Genomic DNA, 18,375 nt, shown 5'->3' on the forward strand with positions numbered 1-18,375 from the left:
AAGCTGATGTCTTCGGCGCGCTCAATACCTCGGAGCGGCGTCGGGATGGGCTTCCACGTCTGTGCGAACCAGGTGGGAGACCTTGCGCTCCACGAAGAAGCTGAAGAACGGCACCAGGCCGCCGGAGATGATCAGTGCCAGCCGGCCCGAGCCCCAGCGGATCATGTACCAGAGCCGGAACCCGGTCACCAGGTAGATGATGTAGGCAACCCCATGGGCCTGGGCGATCATCGTGGAGGTTGACCGTGCATCCTGCAGCGAGTCCGCCGGGTAGAAGCCGATGGCGTTGGAATCCCCGTCCACTGTGGTGCCGCCGATGTAGAGCTCATAGCCGTCCCAGAAGGTCCAGCCGAACAGAGAGCCCGAGATCAGGATCTTGGCCACCATGATCAGCAGAAAGATGCCGGTGATGATGGCCATCACCCGGTAGAAGCTCAGTGCGCTGCGGATCTGAGCGTGGGTGCCATAGAACCGTTTGGCGTTCTTCCCCGGCCGGGGAGGCGGCACAGTGTTAGTCCCGCTGGCGGCGCGTGCCACGACCTGGCCCCCACCAACGCTGTCGCGTTCGCGCGGGTCCCTGACGTCGCGGTTCCCGCCGCCGCTCTCATCGGCGTTGCCGCTGACTTCACGCCCAAAGTCGGCTCGCTCGCTGCGCTGGCGAGCCTCAGTGTCATCCATCACTTTCGCTCCTGTTCTCCTGCTGCTTGGCCAGCTGCTCGCGCCGCCACTGTGCTTCCCACTCGGCATCCAGTCGAGCTTCCTCCACCTGACGCTGCTGGGCATCGCGCACCATTCTCCACCAGAAGTAGAAGGCGAACCCGGCGAAGACCACCCATTCCACCGCGTAGAAGAGGTTGAGCCAGTTGATGCTGCTGCCCTCAGGCTGGGTGCCCACCCAGACGCTTTCAAGGGACGACGACGCCTGCTCCCCGGCATCATCACCAGCACCTGCCTCGCCGCTGAAGTCCACCAGAAAGCCGGAGTAGGAGTCCTCATCCCACAGGTTGATCAGCTCCGCCACCGACAGAGTGGCCAGCAGTGGGTAAGGAAGCTCGCGCGGACCCGGGGCAGGGGCCTCGGTGGGCAGCAGCCTGCCCTGGAGGGTGAGCTGCCCCTCGGGAGGCAAGCCGACGTGGTCGTAATCTTCTGCCCATCCACGCACCACGGGAATCACCTCATCATCCGGGGCGCCATCGACTCGGAAGGCGGCCACCGCCCAGTAGCCCTGCACACCCTCACGGAGGCGCTCAACAATGAAGACCTGGGTATCCGGAACGAACTCACCGGTGACATCCACAATGCGGTCAGCCTCATGGACCGTGATGGAGCGAGCCGGCTCGTAGATGTCGGTGAGCTCCACGGGAGTCTCAGTGTCCTCATGCTGGACGGCCTCACTGCGGGATGCTCCGAACTGCCAGGCCGAGAGCACCACGAACACGGTGGCCAGCACCAGGGCGAGGACCAGCATGGCGATCCACTTGGGCTGACGGGCAACGGCCCAGAAAGTCGGCGGGTGAGGCACCGTACCAGGATACGCGGGTGCGAGGCGGAGTTCTACGCGAGGTAGAACTCCGCTGCGTCATCTCGATTTCGGGTATCCCGGCTCCCGGTGTGAAGATAGGGGCATGATGCGACTGGATCACGTCTCGTTCGCCGTAGGTCCCGATGGCATGGACGCCACGGTGGACCGGATCACCGAAGCCCTGGGCGTCGAGCGGGTCAAGGGCGGCATACATCCCAGATTCGGCACTGCCAATGCGATCATTCCGCTGGCTGGGCAGCAGTACCTGGAGATTGTGGAAGTGCTGGACCATCCCTCTGCCGATAAGGCGCCGTTCGGGCAGGCGGTGCGGAACCGCTCACAGATCGGCGGCGGCTGGATGGGCTGGTGCGTCACGGTGGATGACCTGGAGCCTTTTGAGCAGCGGCTGGGCCGGCGGTCAGTGCCCGGCAACCGCAAATTCCCCGACGGCCAGGAGCTGACCTGGCAGCAGATCGGCATCAAGGGGCTGATCGCCGATCCGCAGGTGCCCTACCTGCTGCGCTGGGATGAGGGCACCGAACACCTGCACCCTTCCCGCGCCTATAAGCCTGAGGCCAAGCTGGAGAAGCTGTCGATTGCCGGCTCGCCGCAACGGGTGGCGGACTGGCTGGGTTCCCCCGAGGCAGACCCGTTCGACGACGTGGAGGTCGAGTGGGTGGCCCCCTCCGGCACACCAGGAATCATGAGCGTCACCTTCCAGACCCCCAAAGGAAACATCACGATCTAAGCAGCTGTTCGGGATTTCAGGGCTCTCAAGCGAAGAGCCAGAGCACCAGGGCCAGCAGTGCGGTGTAGACGGGCATCATGAGGATCGGCACGTAGCCGGTCCAGCGCACAGAATTGGCCCGGCGGATCACCGCTTCCTCATCCTCCAGCGGCGTGGATACCATATCTTCGGTGAGGCTGACGCTCCTCATGCGCAGCACACCCCACACTGTGGCCACGGTCAGCATGACTGCACCGAAGATCAGCATCGGCACTGGGGACAACTCCATTACTGGGGCCTGCAGCAGCCATACCGCGAGCACCATCAGCCCCACCAGTGCAACGCCAGAGAGGACTGCGACTACGGGGCGGCGCAGAACGAACTGCACGAACTTCAGCACCCGCCAGGTCATCAGCACGATGGCGGTGAAGACGATGCCCAGCAGGGCAATCTGTCCGGTGCGGATCACGACCTCCTGACCCTGGGACAAGGCAGGCAGCGCCCACAGGACCGGAAGCATGCCGAGGATCTGTCCCAAGATCGGTACAACGGTCATCAGCTGAGAGCCTTCCTGCTGCTGAGGTGCGGGCAGCTCCAGCTCCTGGGCATACTCTGCAGGCGAGCCGAATGCCTCGGCCGCGGACTCTCCGGAGTCAGCGCAGTATGAATCCACCTCGGCAAGCGCCTCACCGATCGTCTCCCCCGAGGCTCCTCGGAGCCGCAGCTCCACGGTGAGCTCCTGCGCCCATACGGGGTCCACATGGGGAGCAAGTTCTTGTTCAAACCGGTATTTCCGCGGTGCACGTATTCTGCTCATCGCTCCTCCTCAGGTTCCGCTCCTCGGTCAAGGATCTGGTCTATGACATGGGCAAAGCTCTGCCAGTGCTGAGTCAGCTCCTGAAGGGCGCGGCTGCCGTCCTCGGTGAGCACGTAGTATTTTCGGCCCGGTCCGCCCTCGCCGGGCCGCCACTCGATGTCCACTCTGCCCGAGGCCTCAAACCGCTTGAGCATCGGGTAGAGCGTGCCGCCTTTGACCGTGCCGAGACCGCTGGCTGCCAACCGGGCAGAGACCTGGTACCCGTAGGTCGGGCCGTCTGCCAGGATCCGCAGTGTGCAGAGCTCCAAGACTCCCCGTAGCCATTCACTGGGCCACTGCTGTTCTGAACTCATAACTAGATCGTATGTCTATCTAGTTATTTTTTCAAACTAGATCCTGGATTAAACCAGAATGTACATCGTCACCGGTGTGCGGCTGCCGCTAGCCTGGAACTGTGAAGATTCAGGATTCCGCCGATGAACCTCCGCTGGAGGGCTCAGAGGTGCTGGCACGATCACCCCTTACAGAGCTTGTGCAGGATGCCTTCGTCTTTGGCGCCGCACGCCAGACTCTCACCCGGCAGTACCTGCGGCACAAGAGCGCCGTGGGCATTCTGGCAGTGAACGACGCCGATCAGATCCTGCTGGTGCGCCAGTACCGGCATCCGGTACGCGCTCACCTCTGGGAGATTCCGACGGGACTCCTGGACTCTGAGGGCGAATCGATGCTTCAGACTGCCCAACGCGAGCTGGCCGAGGAGGCGGACCTGTCAGCTGAGAGCTGGCATACCCTGGTGGACTTCTTCACCACGCCTGGAATCTCTGATGAAGCGATGCGCGTATACCTGGCCCGGGACCTTCATGCGGTGCCGATGAATGAGCGGCACATCCGTGAGGATGAGGAAGCGGAGTTTGAGTTCGCTTGGATCACCTTCGAAGAAGCTCTCCAAGCCGTCATGAGCGGGGTAATCCGTAACCCAGCAACCGTCACCGGGCTGTTGGCCCTGCATGCAGTCCGCACCGGGGCTGGCAAGCTCAGAGACCCAACGTCACCGTGGCCCCTTCACCCCCGCAGCATCAGCCCCTAGCTGACCCCGTGTGGCGTGCTCTCATGTCAGGCCCCGCTGCGGGACCTCGGCATGTCCTAAGGTAAGGAACAAGGAATGCTGTTCAGGAGCGCTGACGACACGACCAGTCTTATCTATCAGCCTCTGGCGGCTTCCTCTTCGAGCTCCTGGCGGGCCTTGGCCAGCTTACGGTCACGGACCTCGGCAAGGCGGGCGGCACGGCGCTCACGGCGGCGCCTGGTAGGCCAGGTGATCAGGATGGTGATCAGGCTCATCAGCAGCAGCAGGCCGGCCAGCCAAATACCTGCATCGATCCAGAACTGCTCCGGGTAGAGTCGGATCAGTGCCGACTCCGAGGAGAAGGCCCAGTTGCCCTGCGGGAAGAAAAGGTTGTGGAACTCGGTGAAGAATCGTTCCCAGCCGATGATGAACGGGACAGCCACTCCGGCTGCCATCAGGCCGATAGTGGCCCAAGCACCAGCGAAGAGGCCGCGGGCGAAGCCTCCGGGCCGCCAGGCCCGCAGCAGCAGTGCGAGCAGCAGGGTAATCAGCAGCAGCCCGACGCCGATGATCATTGCATACCAGACCAGGATCTTCACATCTGCCATATGTGAGACTTCTGCCTCGGTGAACAGTGGCTCCCCGCCCGGGGCGAGTTCAGCCAGGTAGCGGGAATCTGCGGCGTTCAGCAGGAAGTCGGTGCCGTAGGAGCCGTAGAGCAGGCGCTCAGGCAGCTCCCATCCACCTGGATCCTCCGGGAAGCCGGGCCGCCAGTAGGTGGCCATCAGGAACAGCGGGCTGGCCACCAACCGAATGGCCAGCACAATGAACATGAGCGGAGTGAAGATGGCGATCAGCACGGTGAAGAAGCGGGAGACGCCTCGTTTGTCCTTCTCCACAAGTTCCTGAAGCTCACTGTCATCAGCCAGCTCAGTCGGGTGCTCATGGCGGACGGGCGGAGATGGGGTCACAGGGTCGCTGCTGAGCTCCGGGAAGCCGGCCGACTGGGGTGAGGCGGCTGTCCCGGGCGACGTGCTGCGCACCGGGGCGGCAGCACCGGCCTTCTCCTCGCGGGGCAGGGTGGCAGTGGCCTGCTCTTGAGGCATTGGCAGCGCGGTAGTGGACTGTTCCTCCGGAGACGGCGCTGAGGCGGCAGCCGGGCTCTGCGGAGTTCGCTCAGCAGACTTTCCACGGCCGCTGACTGGGGGGACGATCGCTGTGGGCTGGGAGTCATCATCTGCAGTGCCTTGGGCAAAGCCGGCCGGGGCGGCGGCGTCGCTCCGCTCACTCTCCTCAATCGCCTCGGGAGACTCCTCGCCAGCGCGGGTCTCCACTCGACTCAGTCGGGCGTCCTCTGCCTTGTCGTCAAGGTGGTCCTCGGGGAAGTCAGGCTCATCGGAGACGAAGGCGCCGTAGTCCAGGCCGGACTCGAACTCCTTCTCCTCCGCCGAACTCTGGCGGTTGTCCTCAGGATTCTGGCTCATTATTCGCCTCTCGACACGCATTACTGGCCAGAATCAACACTAGAGCCCGGAAGTGCCGCTAGGCCGGAACGCGCCCGGCAAGTTGCGGAATTGGTGCAGGATCTCAGTCGGCGGGCAAGCTAGGTCAGGCCGTCAGCTCATGGTTGCCGGAGTCGTAACGCCCCAGGTCGCCAGTGACCCCAGCCAGATAAGCACGGCGCCCCAACAGCAAGGTGTAGACCCAGTAGGCGCCCAGCACCAGTGCACCGATGCCGATACGCAGCCAGTCCGGCCAGGGGGCGGGGGTGACAAAGCCCTCCACAACACCAGAGACCAGCAGCACCAGGCACAGCCCCAGCGCCACGGTGATCAGCCGCCGGGCCTCTTCCGCCACGGAGGTCAGCCGTTTCTTCTGCCCCGGGGCCACCCAGGCCCAGAAGATGCGCAGCCCGGCGGCGGCAGCCACAAACACCGCGGTCATCTCCATCAGACCATGCGGCAGGATATTGACCCAGAAGGACTGGGCAGCCTCTTGTTCATACATCACCCCTGCGGCGACACCCACGTTGATCGAGTTGAGCCCCAGAATCCAGACTGGCCAGATCCCGGTGACGCCGAATGCCACGCACTGGGCGGCGATCCACGCATTATTGGTCCACACCTGGGAGGCGAATGCGGAGCTGGGGTGCTCGGAGTAGTAGTTGACGAAGTCTTCCTGGGCGTACTGCTGCCGGGCCGCCTCCGGCATGATCAGGTCAATCTGCGGATGGTGATAGACCCAGTAGCCGGTGGCTGCAGCAAGTCCGATGAACCCCACTGCAATGATCAGAGTCAGCCAGCGCAGCCGGTAGAAGGCCACCGGGAGCGCCTGGGCGAAGAAATAGGCGATTGAGGTGAAGACGTTCTCCCCTGCCCCAGTCAGATGGGCTCGGGCCCGGCCGATCCGGGCTGAGAGCTGGGCGGCAACCGGAGAGTCAGGCTCCACCGCTTGGATCATCGACAGATGAGTGGAGGCGCGCTGGTAGAGCACCAGCATCTGATCAGCCTCAGCCGCGCTCAGCCGGCGCCTGGTGGCAAGCTGGTCGAGGCGGTCCCACTGCGGCTGATGCACCGCGATAAAGGCGTCGATGTCCACGGTCACCACACTAGCAACAGCGTAGCGGCGTCAGGCCACTATTTCCCCGCCACGAATCACCGTGCGGGAACGTGTGGTGTCCCACAGGACTTGCGGTTGAATGAGCGGGTCATCGCGGAGTATCAGCAAGTCTGCTGGTGTTCCGGGGGCTAAGGTTCCCAACTCCGGTGCGCCGATGAGTTCCGCGTTGATCGTAGTCAGTGAACGCAACAACTCTAGAGGCTTCTGGACTTCAGCTTGCAGGGCGATGCCGCACAGTTGGTCGTCTTCTAAGTCACCCATCAGATCACTGCCAAAGCCGATCTGCACCCCGGCCGCAGCGGCCATCTGGATGGCATGCTTCCCAGCGTCGAGCACTTCGACGTTCTTCTTCTTACCCTCCGTGGAGAGCCCCACCGCATCACCTCGCCGGTTCATCGCATCATAGGCGACTAGGGTAGGCACCAAATAGGTCCCGCGCTCTGCCATGATCTCTGCGGCTTGAGTATCGATGAGATTGCCGTGCTCCACCGAGAGCACCCCGTTGGTCACCGCGTGGATGACGGCATCGGCTGTGTAAGTGTGGGCGGCCACGTAGCTGCCGCGCCGGGTCGCCTCGTCGCATGCAGCTGCGATTTCCTCGGGTGAGTACTGCGGGATGCGCAGCGGGTCGGTGGGCGAGACTACCCCGCCAGAGGCCATGATCTTGATGCAGTGGACACCGATGCGGAACCGTTCACGCACCGCCCGGCGGATGTCGTCGATGCCGTCGACCACCTCACCGAGATGTCCGTGGTTGAGGCAGATGTCATACTCGGCTGGGCGCGCGTCACCATGCCCGCCAGTTTGACTCAGAGCAGGTCCCGTAAAGAGATACCGACAGGCCGGTTCCTCTCCGATCTCAAGAGCCTGCTGGAGGCCCAGGTCACCGCCAGCAACGTCACGAATGGTTGTGAATCCGCGACGCAGGGCCTTGCGCAATCTGCGCATGCCGTTGATAGCCACATAGCTTAGATGCCGTGTCTCTAGCTCGGGTCCGCCGATGGTGTGGGCGTAGGCATGGAAGTGCGCGTCGATGAGTCCTGGAATCACCGTCTGGCCAGTGACGTCGAGTTCGGTATCGAAACCTCCTCGGACGTTCTCGACTGGGATAATCATTCCGTCTGCCACGCCAAGATTCTCTTGAACGCTTTCTCCACTGAGAGGGTCCAGCAGGTGCCCTCCGCGCAGTAGCAGTGTGTTCGATGCGCTCATGGTTGTTTCTTCTCTCCCCCGCGGTCGCGCACCAGGGTGCGCAGGTAGGTAAACGTCTTGCCTGAGCTGATCCCGTCGTGCTCGAGCTCGTTGGTCACCCAGGCCTGGGAGTTGCCAATCCTGCTGAGGGTATCCAGCTGCAGGTGTGCGTCGACGAACATATCGTCGTAATAGACGGCCGCAGCCACGGGGATGTCATTGGCCGCCAGCCTGGAGTAGTCATAGATCTTCGAGTAGTCACTCCGGTTATGGAGGGCGCTGACCGCCGCAGCGGCGGGTTTCAGTGCTCGGATTTCGTTGAACATCCACGGGAATGCCATTTCTCCGGTGAAGAGCAGCGGACGTGCATCTTCTGCGAACTGGGAGTGCTTGTCTCGTTCGGCTTGGGCCGCCCAGCCGGTGGACCCGGAGTCTGGGTCTCCGTAGATAGCTTCCTGCAGACCCCAATAGATGGGGCCGTCGACGGCGGAAGTGATGTTCATGGTGTTGGCGAGGAACCGTTCGGAGAGACGGCCGGGGCGGGCGAAGGCGGTTTCGATCAGCCAGTGCACCTGCTCGAAACCGGGCTTCATCCCGAAGTCCTTGCCGAGTGCCTGGAAGCGGCGCACGGTAAGCCGGTCGCCGTCGGGCAGCCGGATATCTTCCCTGGCCAGCAGGTCGGCGATCTCAGCGACCACCGGCTCGTCTTGCGGGAAGCGGCGGTAGTACTCGGCGGTCTTGGCTCCCGCCCGGGGGAACGTTCTACGGTAGACCGCCGCGGCCCGCGGCGGAGTGCCAGGGATACCGCCGCAGATGTAACAGGCGGTCAGTGCCTCCGGGGCGGCGGAGAGGTACGTCAGTGTCAACCACCCGCCGTAGCTCTGCCCGAGTGTGGTCCACTTCCGGCCGCCGTAGAGTTCGGCCCGAATGTGTTCCATATCCTGGATAATTGAGTCAGCCCGGAAGTGCATCAGGTAGTCAGCGCCTTTTTCGGCTGAACCCCGGGCAGCGACGTCGCGGGCCTCCAGTGGCGTGGACTTACCCGTGCCACGCTGATCTACAAGGACTATCCGATAGTGCGGCAGGGCCTCGGCGATCCATCCAGTAGGTTCCAACGGGCGTGGACTGGCTCCCCCAGGTCCGCCTTGAAGGTAGGTCAGCAGCGGAAGTTCGGCGTCCTTTTTGTCCGGGTCAACAATTTCACGCACGAAGAGCTGGAGAGATTCCCCTCCGGGATCCTTCCAGTCCAGCGGCACAGTGGTAGTGTGCTCGGTGACCCACAAACCAGGAATTGGGTAACCCAATATAACCCTTTCTCTTGATGTGCTGTCCTGGGAGGGCCTGCGCTTTCCCAAATAAAGAACCTATTGTGCAATTTTACATCTTACAGAATCAGCGCCTCGCTTATGGGCCAGACAGTTAGATAGTGGTGCGCAGGGGTTCCTCAGGCATCAGTGCATTAGCAAGAACGGCTGGGATCGTCGCACATGCGCCTACTAAGAAGACGGTACCAGCAGCCTCGGCGTATACAGGATCGCCGCTTCCGACCGTGGGCGCAGCCACCGCGAGCCCACCGACCTGTAGTGCCATGACGGAGCCGAGCACAGAGTTCCAGCTCGCCGCACCGAAGGTTCGGGAAAAGGAAATGATCGAGCTGGCCTGCCCCACCTGAGCTACTTGGACGGTATTCTGTACGGCAAGCATGAGGTTCTGCATCTGGGCCCCGAATCCCAGCCCGATAAGAAACAGAATCACAGCCACCTCCCAGGTAGCGGCGGCCCCTGCCACGAGAGAGAGCCCGAAGAACGAAACCGTCAGTATGACTGCTCCGCCAATAAGCCACCCCTTCCAACGGCCTGTACGGGCGATGAGCCGCCCGCTGATCGTTGTGGAAACTAGATTTCCGCCGATCAGCGGAACCAGCATCAGTCCCGCTTCTGTGGGACTGAGTCCCCGACCCAATTGTAGGTACTGCATCAAATAGGGCGGCAGCGCCCCCAAAGCTACTGCGATCGAAACCGAGGAGATCACAGCCAGGAAGGTGACACGATTGGTGAGCATACGCAGGTGGATCACAGGCTCACGGCTGTGTCGCTCCACTACTACGAACACAATCAACAGCACAGCTACCGAACCCAGCAGCACCGCAGACTGCCAGGAAGTCCACGGGAAAAACTCCTCCAGTCCTGCAAGGGACAGCCAAATCGTCACCGCGGATACGACGGTCACCAGCAACGCTGCACCCATCACATCGAGCTTGACCTGCCGTCTAACGGCCTGAAGCTTCAGCATGACGGAGAAGACCACCAGCGAGACGAGGGTCATCGGCACCCCGGTGAGAAAGCACCATCGCCAACCGATCGTGTCGACGATAAGCCCGCCGATTAGTGGTCCACCCATCGTAGAGGTCGTCATGCACAGGCCCAGCCACCCCGCATAGCGCCCGCGCCGTCTAGGGGAGATTAGAGAGGCGATAATGGCCATGGTGAGAGTAAGCACCCCGCCCATAGCCACGCCTTGGAACAGGCGTCCGAGCAGGAGTATTTCCATGGTCGGAGCGAATCCGGCGATCAGGCAGGCAAGGATGAAAATGACACCGGCGGCCTGGAAGAGCTTCTTCTTCGAGACCGTATCTGCCAGCTTGCCCCAGATAGGAGTCGAAGAGGCATTGGCGAGCAGGTTGATAATCACGACCCAGGAGTACTGAATCTGGTTGCCGTCCAGTTCCCCGACAATCACCGGCAACGCTGTAAGGACGATGTTCATGGACAGTCCCACGGTGAAAAACACCGAGAGCAGCCCGGCTATGGCCCAGTTCACCTGTCTCCGGGTCATGCCCTCCGGGATATCGTCAAAATCTGCCGTCGACTGACTCACGGCGCTTTGAGCGGCCTCGTCTGAGCTCGGCTCTCCGCGAGGTCAGATAGCCGCACGGGAGCGGCGAGTGGGCGCTTCGCCACTGCTCGGGCGGCTTGCTCCTTTCTTTGATCACCGGAGCTCTTTGCGAGGCAGATGGCAGCGGCACCGCATATCCGCCCCTGGCACCAGCCCATCCCAGTCCGGGTGGTGCCCTTCAGCCCGCGCGGCTCCTGAGCCGAGAGAGTCTCGGTGGATTCACGGATCCGATGGTAGGGCACCTCCTCGCAGCGGCATACCGTGGTCTCCTCCTGCATCCAAGACTCCCAACCAGCCGGCAGCGGATGGGCAGTATGCATGGCGCGGGCGAAAGCCCGGTGGTTGGCACGTAGGATCTTGTCCCGCTGCGCTGCGGCTGCTTGGCGAGCGCCACGCACCCGATACCCGGCCATCCACGCCGCAGCGTATCCGGCGATTCGCCCCTCGGCCACTGCTGCAGTGGCACCTGCCACGCCGGTGATCTCCCCGGCCAGGTACAGTCCCTCCACGCTGGAGTGCTGGCGGGTGTCCACCACGCCAATGAGCGAGCCGTCGATGTCGATCCGGGTTTGCGCGCCGAACTGGACCACCAGTTCCGACTGGGGCACGAACCCCCAACCGAGTCCGACGAGGTCGACGTCGTTGAAGTGCTTCTCCGTACCTGCCACCACAGCACCGTGCCGGTCGAGACGCGATACCGTGACCTTTTCCGCCCTCTGTTCTCCGTGAATGGCGGTTACTGCGGTGCGCCGTAAGTACGGCACCCGGTGCTTGGCAAGCAAGCTGATGTACTCAGCTCCCTCAAGACCTTTGGAGGGCACCAAGGCCGCAGCCACCCCGTGGGGCACCCAGCCGGTGAGATCAGCGGCTTCACACACGGCCGCGACTTCTCCCCCCGCTTGAATGACGGAGGCAGCGGCCGAGAGCAGGAACGGACCAGTCCCGGCGAGCACAGCCCTGCGGCCAGGGGCTGCTCCCTGAGTCTTGATGAACGCCTGCACACCGCCAGCAGCCATGACCCCGGGCAAGGTCCACCCCGGCACAGGCAGCTGACGGTCATAGGCTCCGGGACAGAGCACCACCGCGGGTGCCTCAACCGTGATGAGCCCGCGGACACCGTCAGCGAGCTCCGGAACCGGCTGGACAGTCAGCCCCAGCCCGGTGCCAGTACGCTCCCCAGTGAGCACGTGGTGCCCGGAGAGGTGCTCAACCCGTCCGGTGCCAATGGCCCGCTCCAGCACCTTGGCGAGTTGGGTGTAGGTGTTCCAGCCGTGGTGCCAGCGCCCGGGATCGGCGTCGTGCTCTTCACTGGCGTGACGCCAGAATTGGCCGCCCGGGCGGAGAGATTGGTCGATCAGCAGCACCTGCGCCCCGGCGCCAGAGGCCTGGGATGCTGCAGCTAGTCCGGCGGGCCCGGCACCGATGACGACGACGTCGCAGTGCTTCTGCCTCACGGAATTTTCCTTGCTCACCGGGTGCCCCTCTCTGAGGTTTCGATGACCATGCCGTCTTCAGCCGGGATGAGGCAGGCCCGTAGGGAGGCTTCCCCGTTGACAGTGACGAGGCAGTCAAAGCACACTCCGATCCCGCAGAAGAGCCCGCGGGGTTCGTTGTTGAACCGTGTACGCCGCCAGGCGGGACGTTCAGCCGCCAGCATGAGCGCGGCGGCGACGGTCCGCTTGGGCTCTATGGTGATCTCTTCGCCGTCGACAGACAGGGTGATCGTCTCGCTCATGCGGCCACCTCTGTCAGTTCGCCGAACCGAGTCGGGGAGAAAACCTCAAGGGACAGGTCGGTATCCTCGCCGGCCACCGCCTGAGAGATAATCTTGCCAGTGCCCACCGAGAGCCCGATGCCAGCCCCTTCGTGCCCGCAAGCGTGCCAGAGCCCCGGGGCGCGGGGGTCCGGACCGATGACCGGCACGTGGTCGGGCACATAGGGGCGGAAGCCGAAGTAGTACCGCAGGACGCGAGTCTCAGCCAGGAATGGGAAGAGCTTTACCGCATTCGTCGCAATCCGTCCGATCGCCTCTGGGTTGAAAGTGGTGTCAAATCCGCCCCTTTCCCGAGAGGACCCGATGAGGACGGATCCTGCCGGGGTGCCTTCGACCACTGGGGAGGCTTGGAGCCCGCCGTCGGAAGAACCAACGTTGTCGATGTACTCGGCCGCATAGACCTTACGGAAAATCTTCGGCTCCATCGGCTCGGTGACCAGCACATATCCGCGGCGAGGTTCGACCGGCACGTTGACCCCGGCAAGCCTGGCCAGCTGGCCACCCCACGGCCCGGCGGCATTGATCACGGCGTCGGCCCAAAAGCTGCCGCGAGCAGTGATGACGCCTCGGACCTCATCACCGCTGCGGAGGAGGCCGGTGACTTCGGTATATGGCCACATGTGAGCACCGGCCTCGGAGGCCATGCGCATCAGGTGTGCAGTGACCAGCATGGGCATGACCTGGGAGTCATCAGGGTAGAACGCGGCGCCGACGGCCTCGTCGGTGACGTTGGGTTCGTAACGTTTCAGCTCGGCGACGTCGATCTCCTCGACCCGAATGCCGTGTTCACGCTGAACGCGCAGAGCCCGCTGCAAGGAAGCCATCGAGGACTCCTGGGAGGCAACGATGATCCCACCCTTGTTCTCGAACTCCCAGAGGTGGGAGTGCTCGGCGAGCTCTCCCTGCCAAAGCTTTAGGGAGTAGTTGGCCAGGTCAAGCTCGGGGCCATGTTCCTTGTCCGAAACCAGCAGATTTCCCTCACACTTCGATGAGGTGCCTGAGCCAACTGCTCCTGAGTCCACTACCGCGACCGAGAGTCCCCGGAGGGCACAGAAGTATGCGATAGCCGCACCCACTGCACCGGAGCCAATGACGAGCACATCGGAGGCATTCACCGCAGGCACCACAATGATCAAGAGCTCTCAGGTGAAGGTTTAGCGATGTCGTGCAGCAGGATAGGAGTGATGTGGGTTGTGCTCTGCCCCTCAGTGCCCTGGGACCACAGCTGGGAGGCATGACCCAGGTGGCGCATGATGACTTCGTAGGCACCCTCAGCGTCGCCCTCCTCCAGCTTGTTGAGCAGAATAACGTGTTCATAGGCGGAATGGATGAGCTGCCCGTTATCCACCAGAGTGCGCAGAGCCTTAAGCCGCGTGCGCCCGCGCAGCTGTGTACAGAGGATGACCAAGTGCGAGTTGCCGGTGTGTTTGAGGATCTCGGCATGGAAGACGCGGTCCTCGGCTAGGTAGGTGCGCAAGTCGCCCTCAGCGGCAGCCGCGTTGATTTGGTCGGCCTTGGCGCGCAGGGCTGGGAACTCCTCGGCGGGGATGTGCCCGGTGACCGCGTGGACGGCTGGACCTTCGAGCAGCTGCCGCACCGCGGTCATCTCACGAAGGTCTTCCGGAGTCATGACGGTCACCCTGAAGCCCTTGTTTTTCACCGGAGACACAAGACCTTCATTGGTCAGGTCCATCATTGCTTCACGAACTGGGGTGGCTGACACTCCGAGCGGCTCGGCCAGCGCCGGGGCGGAGTACAGTTCCCCTTCTTCGAGGTCGCCCACGATAATCGCGGTGCGCAGCGCCTCAGTGACGGTGCTGCGCAGGCTCTTGTACTGCTGGATTGTGCTCAGCGGAATATCGTGTGCGGCCATCTCTTCTGCTCTTCTCTGTTCCTGGGGACTGGGGCGTCACATGTTTCGGTGCAGTGTGACATAGCAGATTTTACAGCTCAAAACCCTCCGGATAAGGATCGGTGGGATCTAGGAAGAACTGAGCTGTCCCAGTGATCCAGGCCCGACCGGTAACCATGGGTACCACGGCATGGTAATCCCCCACTCTGGTTTCCTCTGTGAGCCGCCCGATGAACCGGGACCCGATAAAAGACTCGTTAATGAAATCCTCGCCAAGGGCAAGCTCACCTTTGACGTGCAGCTGCGCCATCCGCGCGCTAGTCCCGGTGCCGCAGGGGGAGCGATCAAACCAGCCAGGATGAATCGCCATGGCATGCCGAGAATGCTGGGCTGTGGATCCCGGCGCTTGCAGGTAGACATGGTGACAGCCACGGATATCAGGACGAACCGGATGGACCGGCTCATCGGCCTGGTTGATCGCCGCCATAATCTTCAAGCCTGCCTGCAGCAGGAGATCTTTGCGTGACTTCTCAAATGGCAATCCCAGCAACTCAAGCTCAACTATGGCATAGAAGTTTCCACCGAAAGCAAGGTCATAGGTGACTTCACCGTAGCCAGGGACCTCCACCGTGGCTGCAGTGCGCAGATGGAAGGCCGGCACATTGGTTATCGTGACCGATTCAGCTTGTCCCTCACGCACAGCCACTTCGGCGGTGACCAGTCCAGCCGGAGTGTCGAGCCTGATCGTCGTCCTGGGTTCGGTGACCTCCACCATGCCAGTCTCCACCAGCACGGTGCAGACACCGATGGCGCCATGACCGCACATCGGCAGCAGCCCGGACACTTCAATGAAAAGAACGCCCCAGTCAGCATCATCGCGGGTGGTGGGCTGGAGAATGGCTCCACTCATCGCACTGTGCCCGCGGGGTTCACGCATTAGCAGGTTGCGCAGGTGGTCTCGATGCTCCATGAACCACAAACGGCGCTGAGCCATGGTGGCCCCAGGAATGGGGGCGACTCCACCGGTGATGACCCTCGTGGGCATCCCCTCAGTGTGGGAGTCAACTGTGTGGTAGACGTGATGGGTACGCACAGAGCGAGCCTACTTGTAGCCTTTGGCGAGGGCAGCTTCAGTATCCCGCGTGATCGCCTGGTGCATCCAGCCCGCCAAAGGTCCACGCGGGGGCCGGCATTGACCACCTTTCAATCCAACGATGTCCATTGAGAGCTTGATGGCCTGCACGAACTCAGTCTTTGTATCCCACCTTAGCAGTGGGTGCAGTTCCGCGTAGAGCTCCTTAGCCTTCAGCAGGCCCTCAGGCTCCCCTGAGGTCGACAGCTGGTAAAGCTCCACTGTCGTCTGCGGAATCGCATTCGGATACCCCGAAACCCAACCTACTGCACCAGCCAAACCAACCTCCAATACCGTGTCATCGGTACCAATAATGATGTCCATCTCGGGAGCAAGCTCTTTAATCTCATAGGCCCGGCGGACATCACCGGAGAACTCTTTGACTCCCACCATGTTTCCTTCCTCATGGATGCGGGCGATCAGCCGCGGGTGCAGATCTACCTTGGTGTCAATCGGGTTGTTGTATCCCACCACCGGGAGGCCCACCTTACCGACATGACGGTAGTGGTCTACCACCTCATCATCATTGGCCCGGTAGGAGTTTGGAGGAAGCAGCATCAAACAATCGGCACCTGCCTCCGCGGCGTGCTCAGCCCACCTCTGAGATTCAAAGGCGCCATAGGCGCCGACTCCAGCCATCACATTGAAGCCTTCAGGTGCTGCTTCCACTGCAGTCTCAATGACTTTGGCTCGCTCTTCATCGGTGAGCACTTGGTACTCCCCCAACGAACCGTTCGGGGCAACGCCGTCACAGCCATTCTCAGCAAGCCACACGATGTGCTTCGCGAAGGCATCGAAATCAATTTTAAGGTCATCGGTGTAGGGAAGTGCTGTCGCGACGATTACGCCGTGCCACGGCTTGGACTCTGCCATTTTCAAGGTGCTCCTTACCCAGGTTGGTAGTGCAGCAGCGCATCGAACTCTGCCGCATGCAATTCTTTCGCAATAAATCTAATATGTCAACTGTAACATTTCACCGTGTACTGTCTCTGCGAGGTTTCACCGTCCAACTGCATAGCCCTGACTTCCACGTGGGTTGGCTGCTGCTCGGAAGAAATCTTTCTCCCTCGCCACAGCACTCAGCCGGCCTTCCGACCATCCGTCCCCAACGACAAGTTCGTGCCCTCGCCGCCGCAAATCGTCCAGCACGTCCTGTGAGAACCGGTCCTCGATCATGATCTGGGCTGGGAAGGATTCCCGGGGATAGAACGAGCTGGGTACATGGGTCGAGTGGAAAGCCGGAGCATCAATCGCTTCCTGGAGGTTCATCTGTCCATGCACCACGTTGAGGAAGAACTGCAGTTGCCATTGGTCCTGGGAGTCACCGCCTGGACTACCGAAAGCCATCCAAGGTCTACCGTCCCTCAAAGCAAGGGAGGGAGTGAGCGTGGTTCTAGGACAAGCACCGGGACGCAGCGAATTCGGCAGGCCCTCCTCAAGCCAGAACATCTGCCCGCGGGTACTCAGCGGAAATCCTAGGCCAGGAATGGTAGGGGAAGCCTGGAACCATCCACCGCTTGGCGTGGCGGAGATCATCATGCCGTTACGGTCTACGACATCGACATGGCAGGTGTCTCCCCGGGTCTCACCTGTCTTGGCAACAGTAGGCTCCCCGATGCCCGCTGGCAGGCTGACCTGACTGGCATCTGGGCACTTCGGGAGGCGTGGAGTGCGCCCTCCTGGACTTCCCGGCAACAGCTCCTGGGAGGCGTTCTCCCCGATCAAGGAGCGTCGCTTCTCGGTATATTCGGGAGAAAGTAGGTCCTCAACCGGGACATCGGTGAATCGTGGGTCGCCGTACCACGCTTCTCGGTCAGCGAAGGCCAATTTGCCGCACTCGACGATTAGGTGGACCCAATCAGCAGAACCTGGCTGAAGGGACCCCAAGTCGAAATCCTCCAAGAGTGCCAGTTGCTGGAGCATCACGGGACCCTGCCCCCAAGGGCCAGTCTTGCAGACGGTGTAGTTTCCGTAGTCCAGGCTCAATGGCTCTTCAACGGAGGCTCGCCACTGTGCGAGATCATCAGCTCTCAACAGTCCTGCGTGCCTTCTACCCGAGGTGTCCAGGACTTCCTGCGTGGTGCAGAAGTGGTCGATCGCCTCCGCTACGAAGCCTTCATACCAAGCGAGCCGCGCAGCTTCGATCTGCGCATCACGGTCTCGACCCGCAGACTCCGCCTCTTCTGCAATGCGTTGGTATGTTGCTGCCAGTACCGGGTTTTTCATCAGACTTCCTGCACCAGGAACTTTTCCCTGGGGTAGCCAGGTATCAGCCGAGCTCGGCCACTCTGTGGTGAAGAGTTCTTGCATCGTCCCTAGAGCGGCAGAGACGCGTTTGAGCACGGGATGACCGGTACCCGCGTAGTGTATGACAGGCTCCAGCACCTCGCTGACACTCATCGTCCCGTGCCGTTGTAGCAGGCTAAGCCATGCGTCGAAAGCCCCTGGGACAACTGTCGGAAGCAACCCGGTCCCGGGCATGATGTCAAGACCCAAATCGTTCAGCTTCTTGGGCTCAGCCAATGCGGGGGCTACCCCCTGGCCGTTAATCACCTCAGGCTTCTGGTTCTCCTCCGACCAGACGATGATGGGCACTTCCCCGCCGGGGCCGTTGAGATGAGGCTCCAGCACCTGCAGCACAAAGCCGGAGGCTACCGCCGCGTCCGCAGCATTGCCTCCACGGTCCAGGATGCTCATCCCCACAGAGGAGGCGATCCAGTGGGTGGAAGCCACCATCCCGATATTGCCCAGCAGCTCCGGGCGTGTGGTTTCCAGCATAT

Annotated in this window: 18 protein-coding genes; 2 read left to right on the forward strand and 16 right to left on the reverse strand. The window is 62.1% G+C overall.

All coding sequences use genetic code 11. From position 1 onward, the window contains the following. Positions 1-21 precede the first annotated feature (21 nt). Positions 22-678 carry a DUF3817 domain-containing protein gene (locus F0311_RS14610; protein WP_191089953.1) on the reverse strand — a complete coding sequence of 219 codons (657 nt, stop codon included), beginning with the start codon at positions 676-678 and terminating at the stop codon, positions 22-24. Continuing rightward, the gene (locus tag F0311_RS14615) at positions 671-1,522 is read right to left on the reverse strand and encodes an SURF1 family protein (protein WP_150462683.1); all 852 of its coding nucleotides are present in this window, start codon (positions 1,520-1,522) and stop codon (positions 671-673) included. Before F0311_RS14615 ends, F0311_RS14610 begins: the two co-directional genes overlap by 8 nt. A 103-nt stretch (positions 1,523-1,625) precedes the next feature. Between F0311_RS14615 and F0311_RS14620 the strand changes: the two genes are divergently transcribed. Then, positions 1,626-2,270, forward strand: a complete 645-nt coding sequence (locus F0311_RS14620) for a VOC family protein (RefSeq protein ID WP_150462684.1) — start codon at positions 1,626-1,628, stop codon at positions 2,268-2,270. A gap of 25 nt (positions 2,271-2,295) precedes the next feature. Here F0311_RS14620 and F0311_RS14625 read toward each other — a convergent pair whose 3' ends face one another. Continuing rightward, positions 2,296-3,066, reverse strand: coding sequence for a DUF1129 domain-containing protein (locus tag F0311_RS14625; protein WP_150462685.1), 771 nt, complete (start codon positions 3,064-3,066; stop codon positions 2,296-2,298). After that, on the reverse strand, positions 3,063-3,419 hold the full coding sequence (locus tag F0311_RS14630; protein ID WP_150462686.1) for a PadR family transcriptional regulator: 357 nt from the start codon (positions 3,417-3,419) through the stop codon (positions 3,063-3,065). The genes F0311_RS14625 and F0311_RS14630 overlap by 4 nt, the downstream gene beginning before the upstream one ends. Before the next feature lie 101 nt (positions 3,420-3,520). On the opposite strand from F0311_RS14630, the gene F0311_RS14635 reads away from it, so the two are divergent. After that, positions 3,521-4,153 (forward strand): NUDIX domain-containing protein, encoded by a 633-nt coding sequence (locus F0311_RS14635; protein ID WP_150462687.1) that lies wholly within the window; start codon positions 3,521-3,523, stop codon positions 4,151-4,153. Positions 4,154-4,269: 116 nt separating this feature from the next. On the opposite strand, the gene F0311_RS14640 is transcribed toward F0311_RS14635, so the two are convergent. The 12 genes from F0311_RS14640 to F0311_RS14695 all read right to left on the reverse strand — a co-directional run bounded on the left by F0311_RS14640 (position 4,270) and on the right by F0311_RS14695 (position 18,373). After that, complete coding sequence (locus tag F0311_RS14640; RefSeq protein WP_191089954.1) at positions 4,270-5,616, reverse strand: lipoprotein intramolecular transacylase Lit; 1,347 nt, start codon at positions 5,614-5,616, stop codon at positions 4,270-4,272. Between the two features lie 124 nt (positions 5,617-5,740). Then, positions 5,741-6,730 carry a stage II sporulation protein M gene (locus F0311_RS14645; RefSeq protein ID WP_191089955.1) on the reverse strand — a complete coding sequence of 330 codons (990 nt, stop codon included), beginning with the start codon at positions 6,728-6,730 and terminating at the stop codon, positions 5,741-5,743. A 30-nt stretch (positions 6,731-6,760) separates the two neighbouring features. Continuing rightward, the gene (locus F0311_RS14650) at positions 6,761-7,963 is read right to left on the reverse strand and encodes a metal-dependent hydrolase family protein (protein ID WP_150462689.1); all 1,203 of its coding nucleotides are present in this window, start codon (positions 7,961-7,963) and stop codon (positions 6,761-6,763) included. Then, the gene (locus tag F0311_RS14655; protein WP_223881390.1) at positions 7,960-9,198 is read right to left on the reverse strand and encodes an alpha/beta fold hydrolase; all 1,239 of its coding nucleotides are present in this window, start codon (positions 9,196-9,198) and stop codon (positions 7,960-7,962) included. The genes F0311_RS14650 and F0311_RS14655 overlap by 4 nt, the downstream gene beginning before the upstream one ends. Before the next feature lie 163 nt (positions 9,199-9,361). Continuing rightward, positions 9,362-10,777 carry an MFS transporter gene (locus tag F0311_RS14660; RefSeq protein WP_150462690.1) on the reverse strand — a complete coding sequence of 472 codons (1,416 nt, stop codon included), beginning with the start codon at positions 10,775-10,777 and terminating at the stop codon, positions 9,362-9,364. A gap of 38 nt (positions 10,778-10,815) precedes the next feature. Next, positions 10,816-12,291, reverse strand: coding sequence for an FAD-dependent oxidoreductase (locus tag F0311_RS14665; RefSeq protein ID WP_150462691.1), 1,476 nt, complete (start codon positions 12,289-12,291; stop codon positions 10,816-10,818). Positions 12,292-12,305: 14 nt separating this feature from the next. Further along, positions 12,306-12,572: a (2Fe-2S)-binding protein gene (locus tag F0311_RS14670; protein WP_150462692.1), complete on the reverse strand. Its 267-nt coding sequence runs from the start codon at positions 12,570-12,572 to the stop codon at positions 12,306-12,308. Then, positions 12,569-13,726 carry an NAD(P)/FAD-dependent oxidoreductase gene (locus F0311_RS14675; protein WP_223881391.1) on the reverse strand — a complete coding sequence of 386 codons (1,158 nt, stop codon included), beginning with the start codon at positions 13,724-13,726 and terminating at the stop codon, positions 12,569-12,571. Before F0311_RS14675 ends, F0311_RS14670 begins: the two co-directional genes overlap by 4 nt. 17 nt (positions 13,727-13,743) lie before the next feature. Beyond that, entirely contained in the window at positions 13,744-14,484 is a 741-nt protein-coding gene (locus F0311_RS14680) for a GntR family transcriptional regulator (protein WP_150462693.1), read from the reverse strand. Between the two features lie 70 nt (positions 14,485-14,554). Then, complete coding sequence (locus F0311_RS14685; RefSeq protein ID WP_150462694.1) at positions 14,555-15,556, reverse strand: proline racemase family protein; 1,002 nt, start codon at positions 15,554-15,556, stop codon at positions 14,555-14,557. 9 nt (positions 15,557-15,565) lie between these two features. Next, on the reverse strand, positions 15,566-16,468 hold the full coding sequence (locus F0311_RS14690) for a dihydrodipicolinate synthase family protein (protein ID WP_150462695.1): 903 nt from the start codon (positions 16,466-16,468) through the stop codon (positions 15,566-15,568). A gap of 126 nt (positions 16,469-16,594) precedes the next feature. Then, entirely contained in the window at positions 16,595-18,373 is a 1,779-nt protein-coding gene (locus tag F0311_RS14695) for a gamma-glutamyltransferase family protein (RefSeq protein WP_150462696.1), read from the reverse strand. Positions 18,374-18,375 lie beyond the last annotated feature (2 nt).

The organism is Nesterenkonia ebinurensis (assembly GCF_008711175.1).
In the GTDB taxonomy this organism is placed as follows: Bacteria; Actinomycetota; Actinomycetes; order Actinomycetales; family Micrococcaceae; genus Nesterenkonia; species Nesterenkonia ebinurensis.

Bases quoted from the DNA above. Each gene is read 5' to 3' on its own strand.
- F0311_RS14610 (WP_191089953.1), bottom strand. From the start codon at position 678: ATGGATGACACTGAGGCTCGCCAGCGCAGCGAGCGAGCCGACTTTGGG.
- F0311_RS14620 (WP_150462684.1), top strand. From the start codon at position 1,626: ATGATGCGACTGGATCACGTCTCGTTCGCCGTAGGTCCCGATGGCATG.
- F0311_RS14625 (WP_150462685.1), bottom strand. From the start codon at position 3,066: ATGAGCAGAATACGTGCACCGCGGAAATACCGGTTTGAACAAGAACTT.
- F0311_RS14630 (WP_150462686.1), bottom strand. From the start codon at position 3,419: ATGAGTTCAGAACAGCAGTGGCCCAGTGAATGGCTACGGGGAGTCTTG.
- F0311_RS14640 (WP_191089954.1), bottom strand. From the start codon at position 5,616: ATGAGCCAGAATCCTGAGGACAACCGCCAGAGTTCGGCGGAGGAGAAG.
- F0311_RS14650 (WP_150462689.1), bottom strand. From the start codon at position 7,963: ATGAGCGCATCGAACACACTGCTACTGCGCGGAGGGCACCTGCTGGAC.
- F0311_RS14660 (WP_150462690.1), bottom strand. From the start codon at position 10,777: ATGACCCGGAGACAGGTGAACTGGGCCATAGCCGGGCTGCTCTCGGTG.
- F0311_RS14670 (WP_150462692.1), bottom strand. From the start codon at position 12,572: ATGAGCGAGACGATCACCCTGTCTGTCGACGGCGAAGAGATCACCATA.
- F0311_RS14680 (WP_150462693.1), bottom strand. From the start codon at position 14,484: ATGGCCGCACACGATATTCCGCTGAGCACAATCCAGCAGTACAAGAGC.
- F0311_RS14690 (WP_150462695.1), bottom strand. From the start codon at position 16,468: ATGGCAGAGTCCAAGCCGTGGCACGGCGTAATCGTCGCGACAGCACTT.
- F0311_RS14695 (WP_150462696.1), bottom strand. From the start codon at position 18,373: ATGCTGGAAACCACACGCCCGGAGCTGCTGGGCAATATCGGGATGGTG.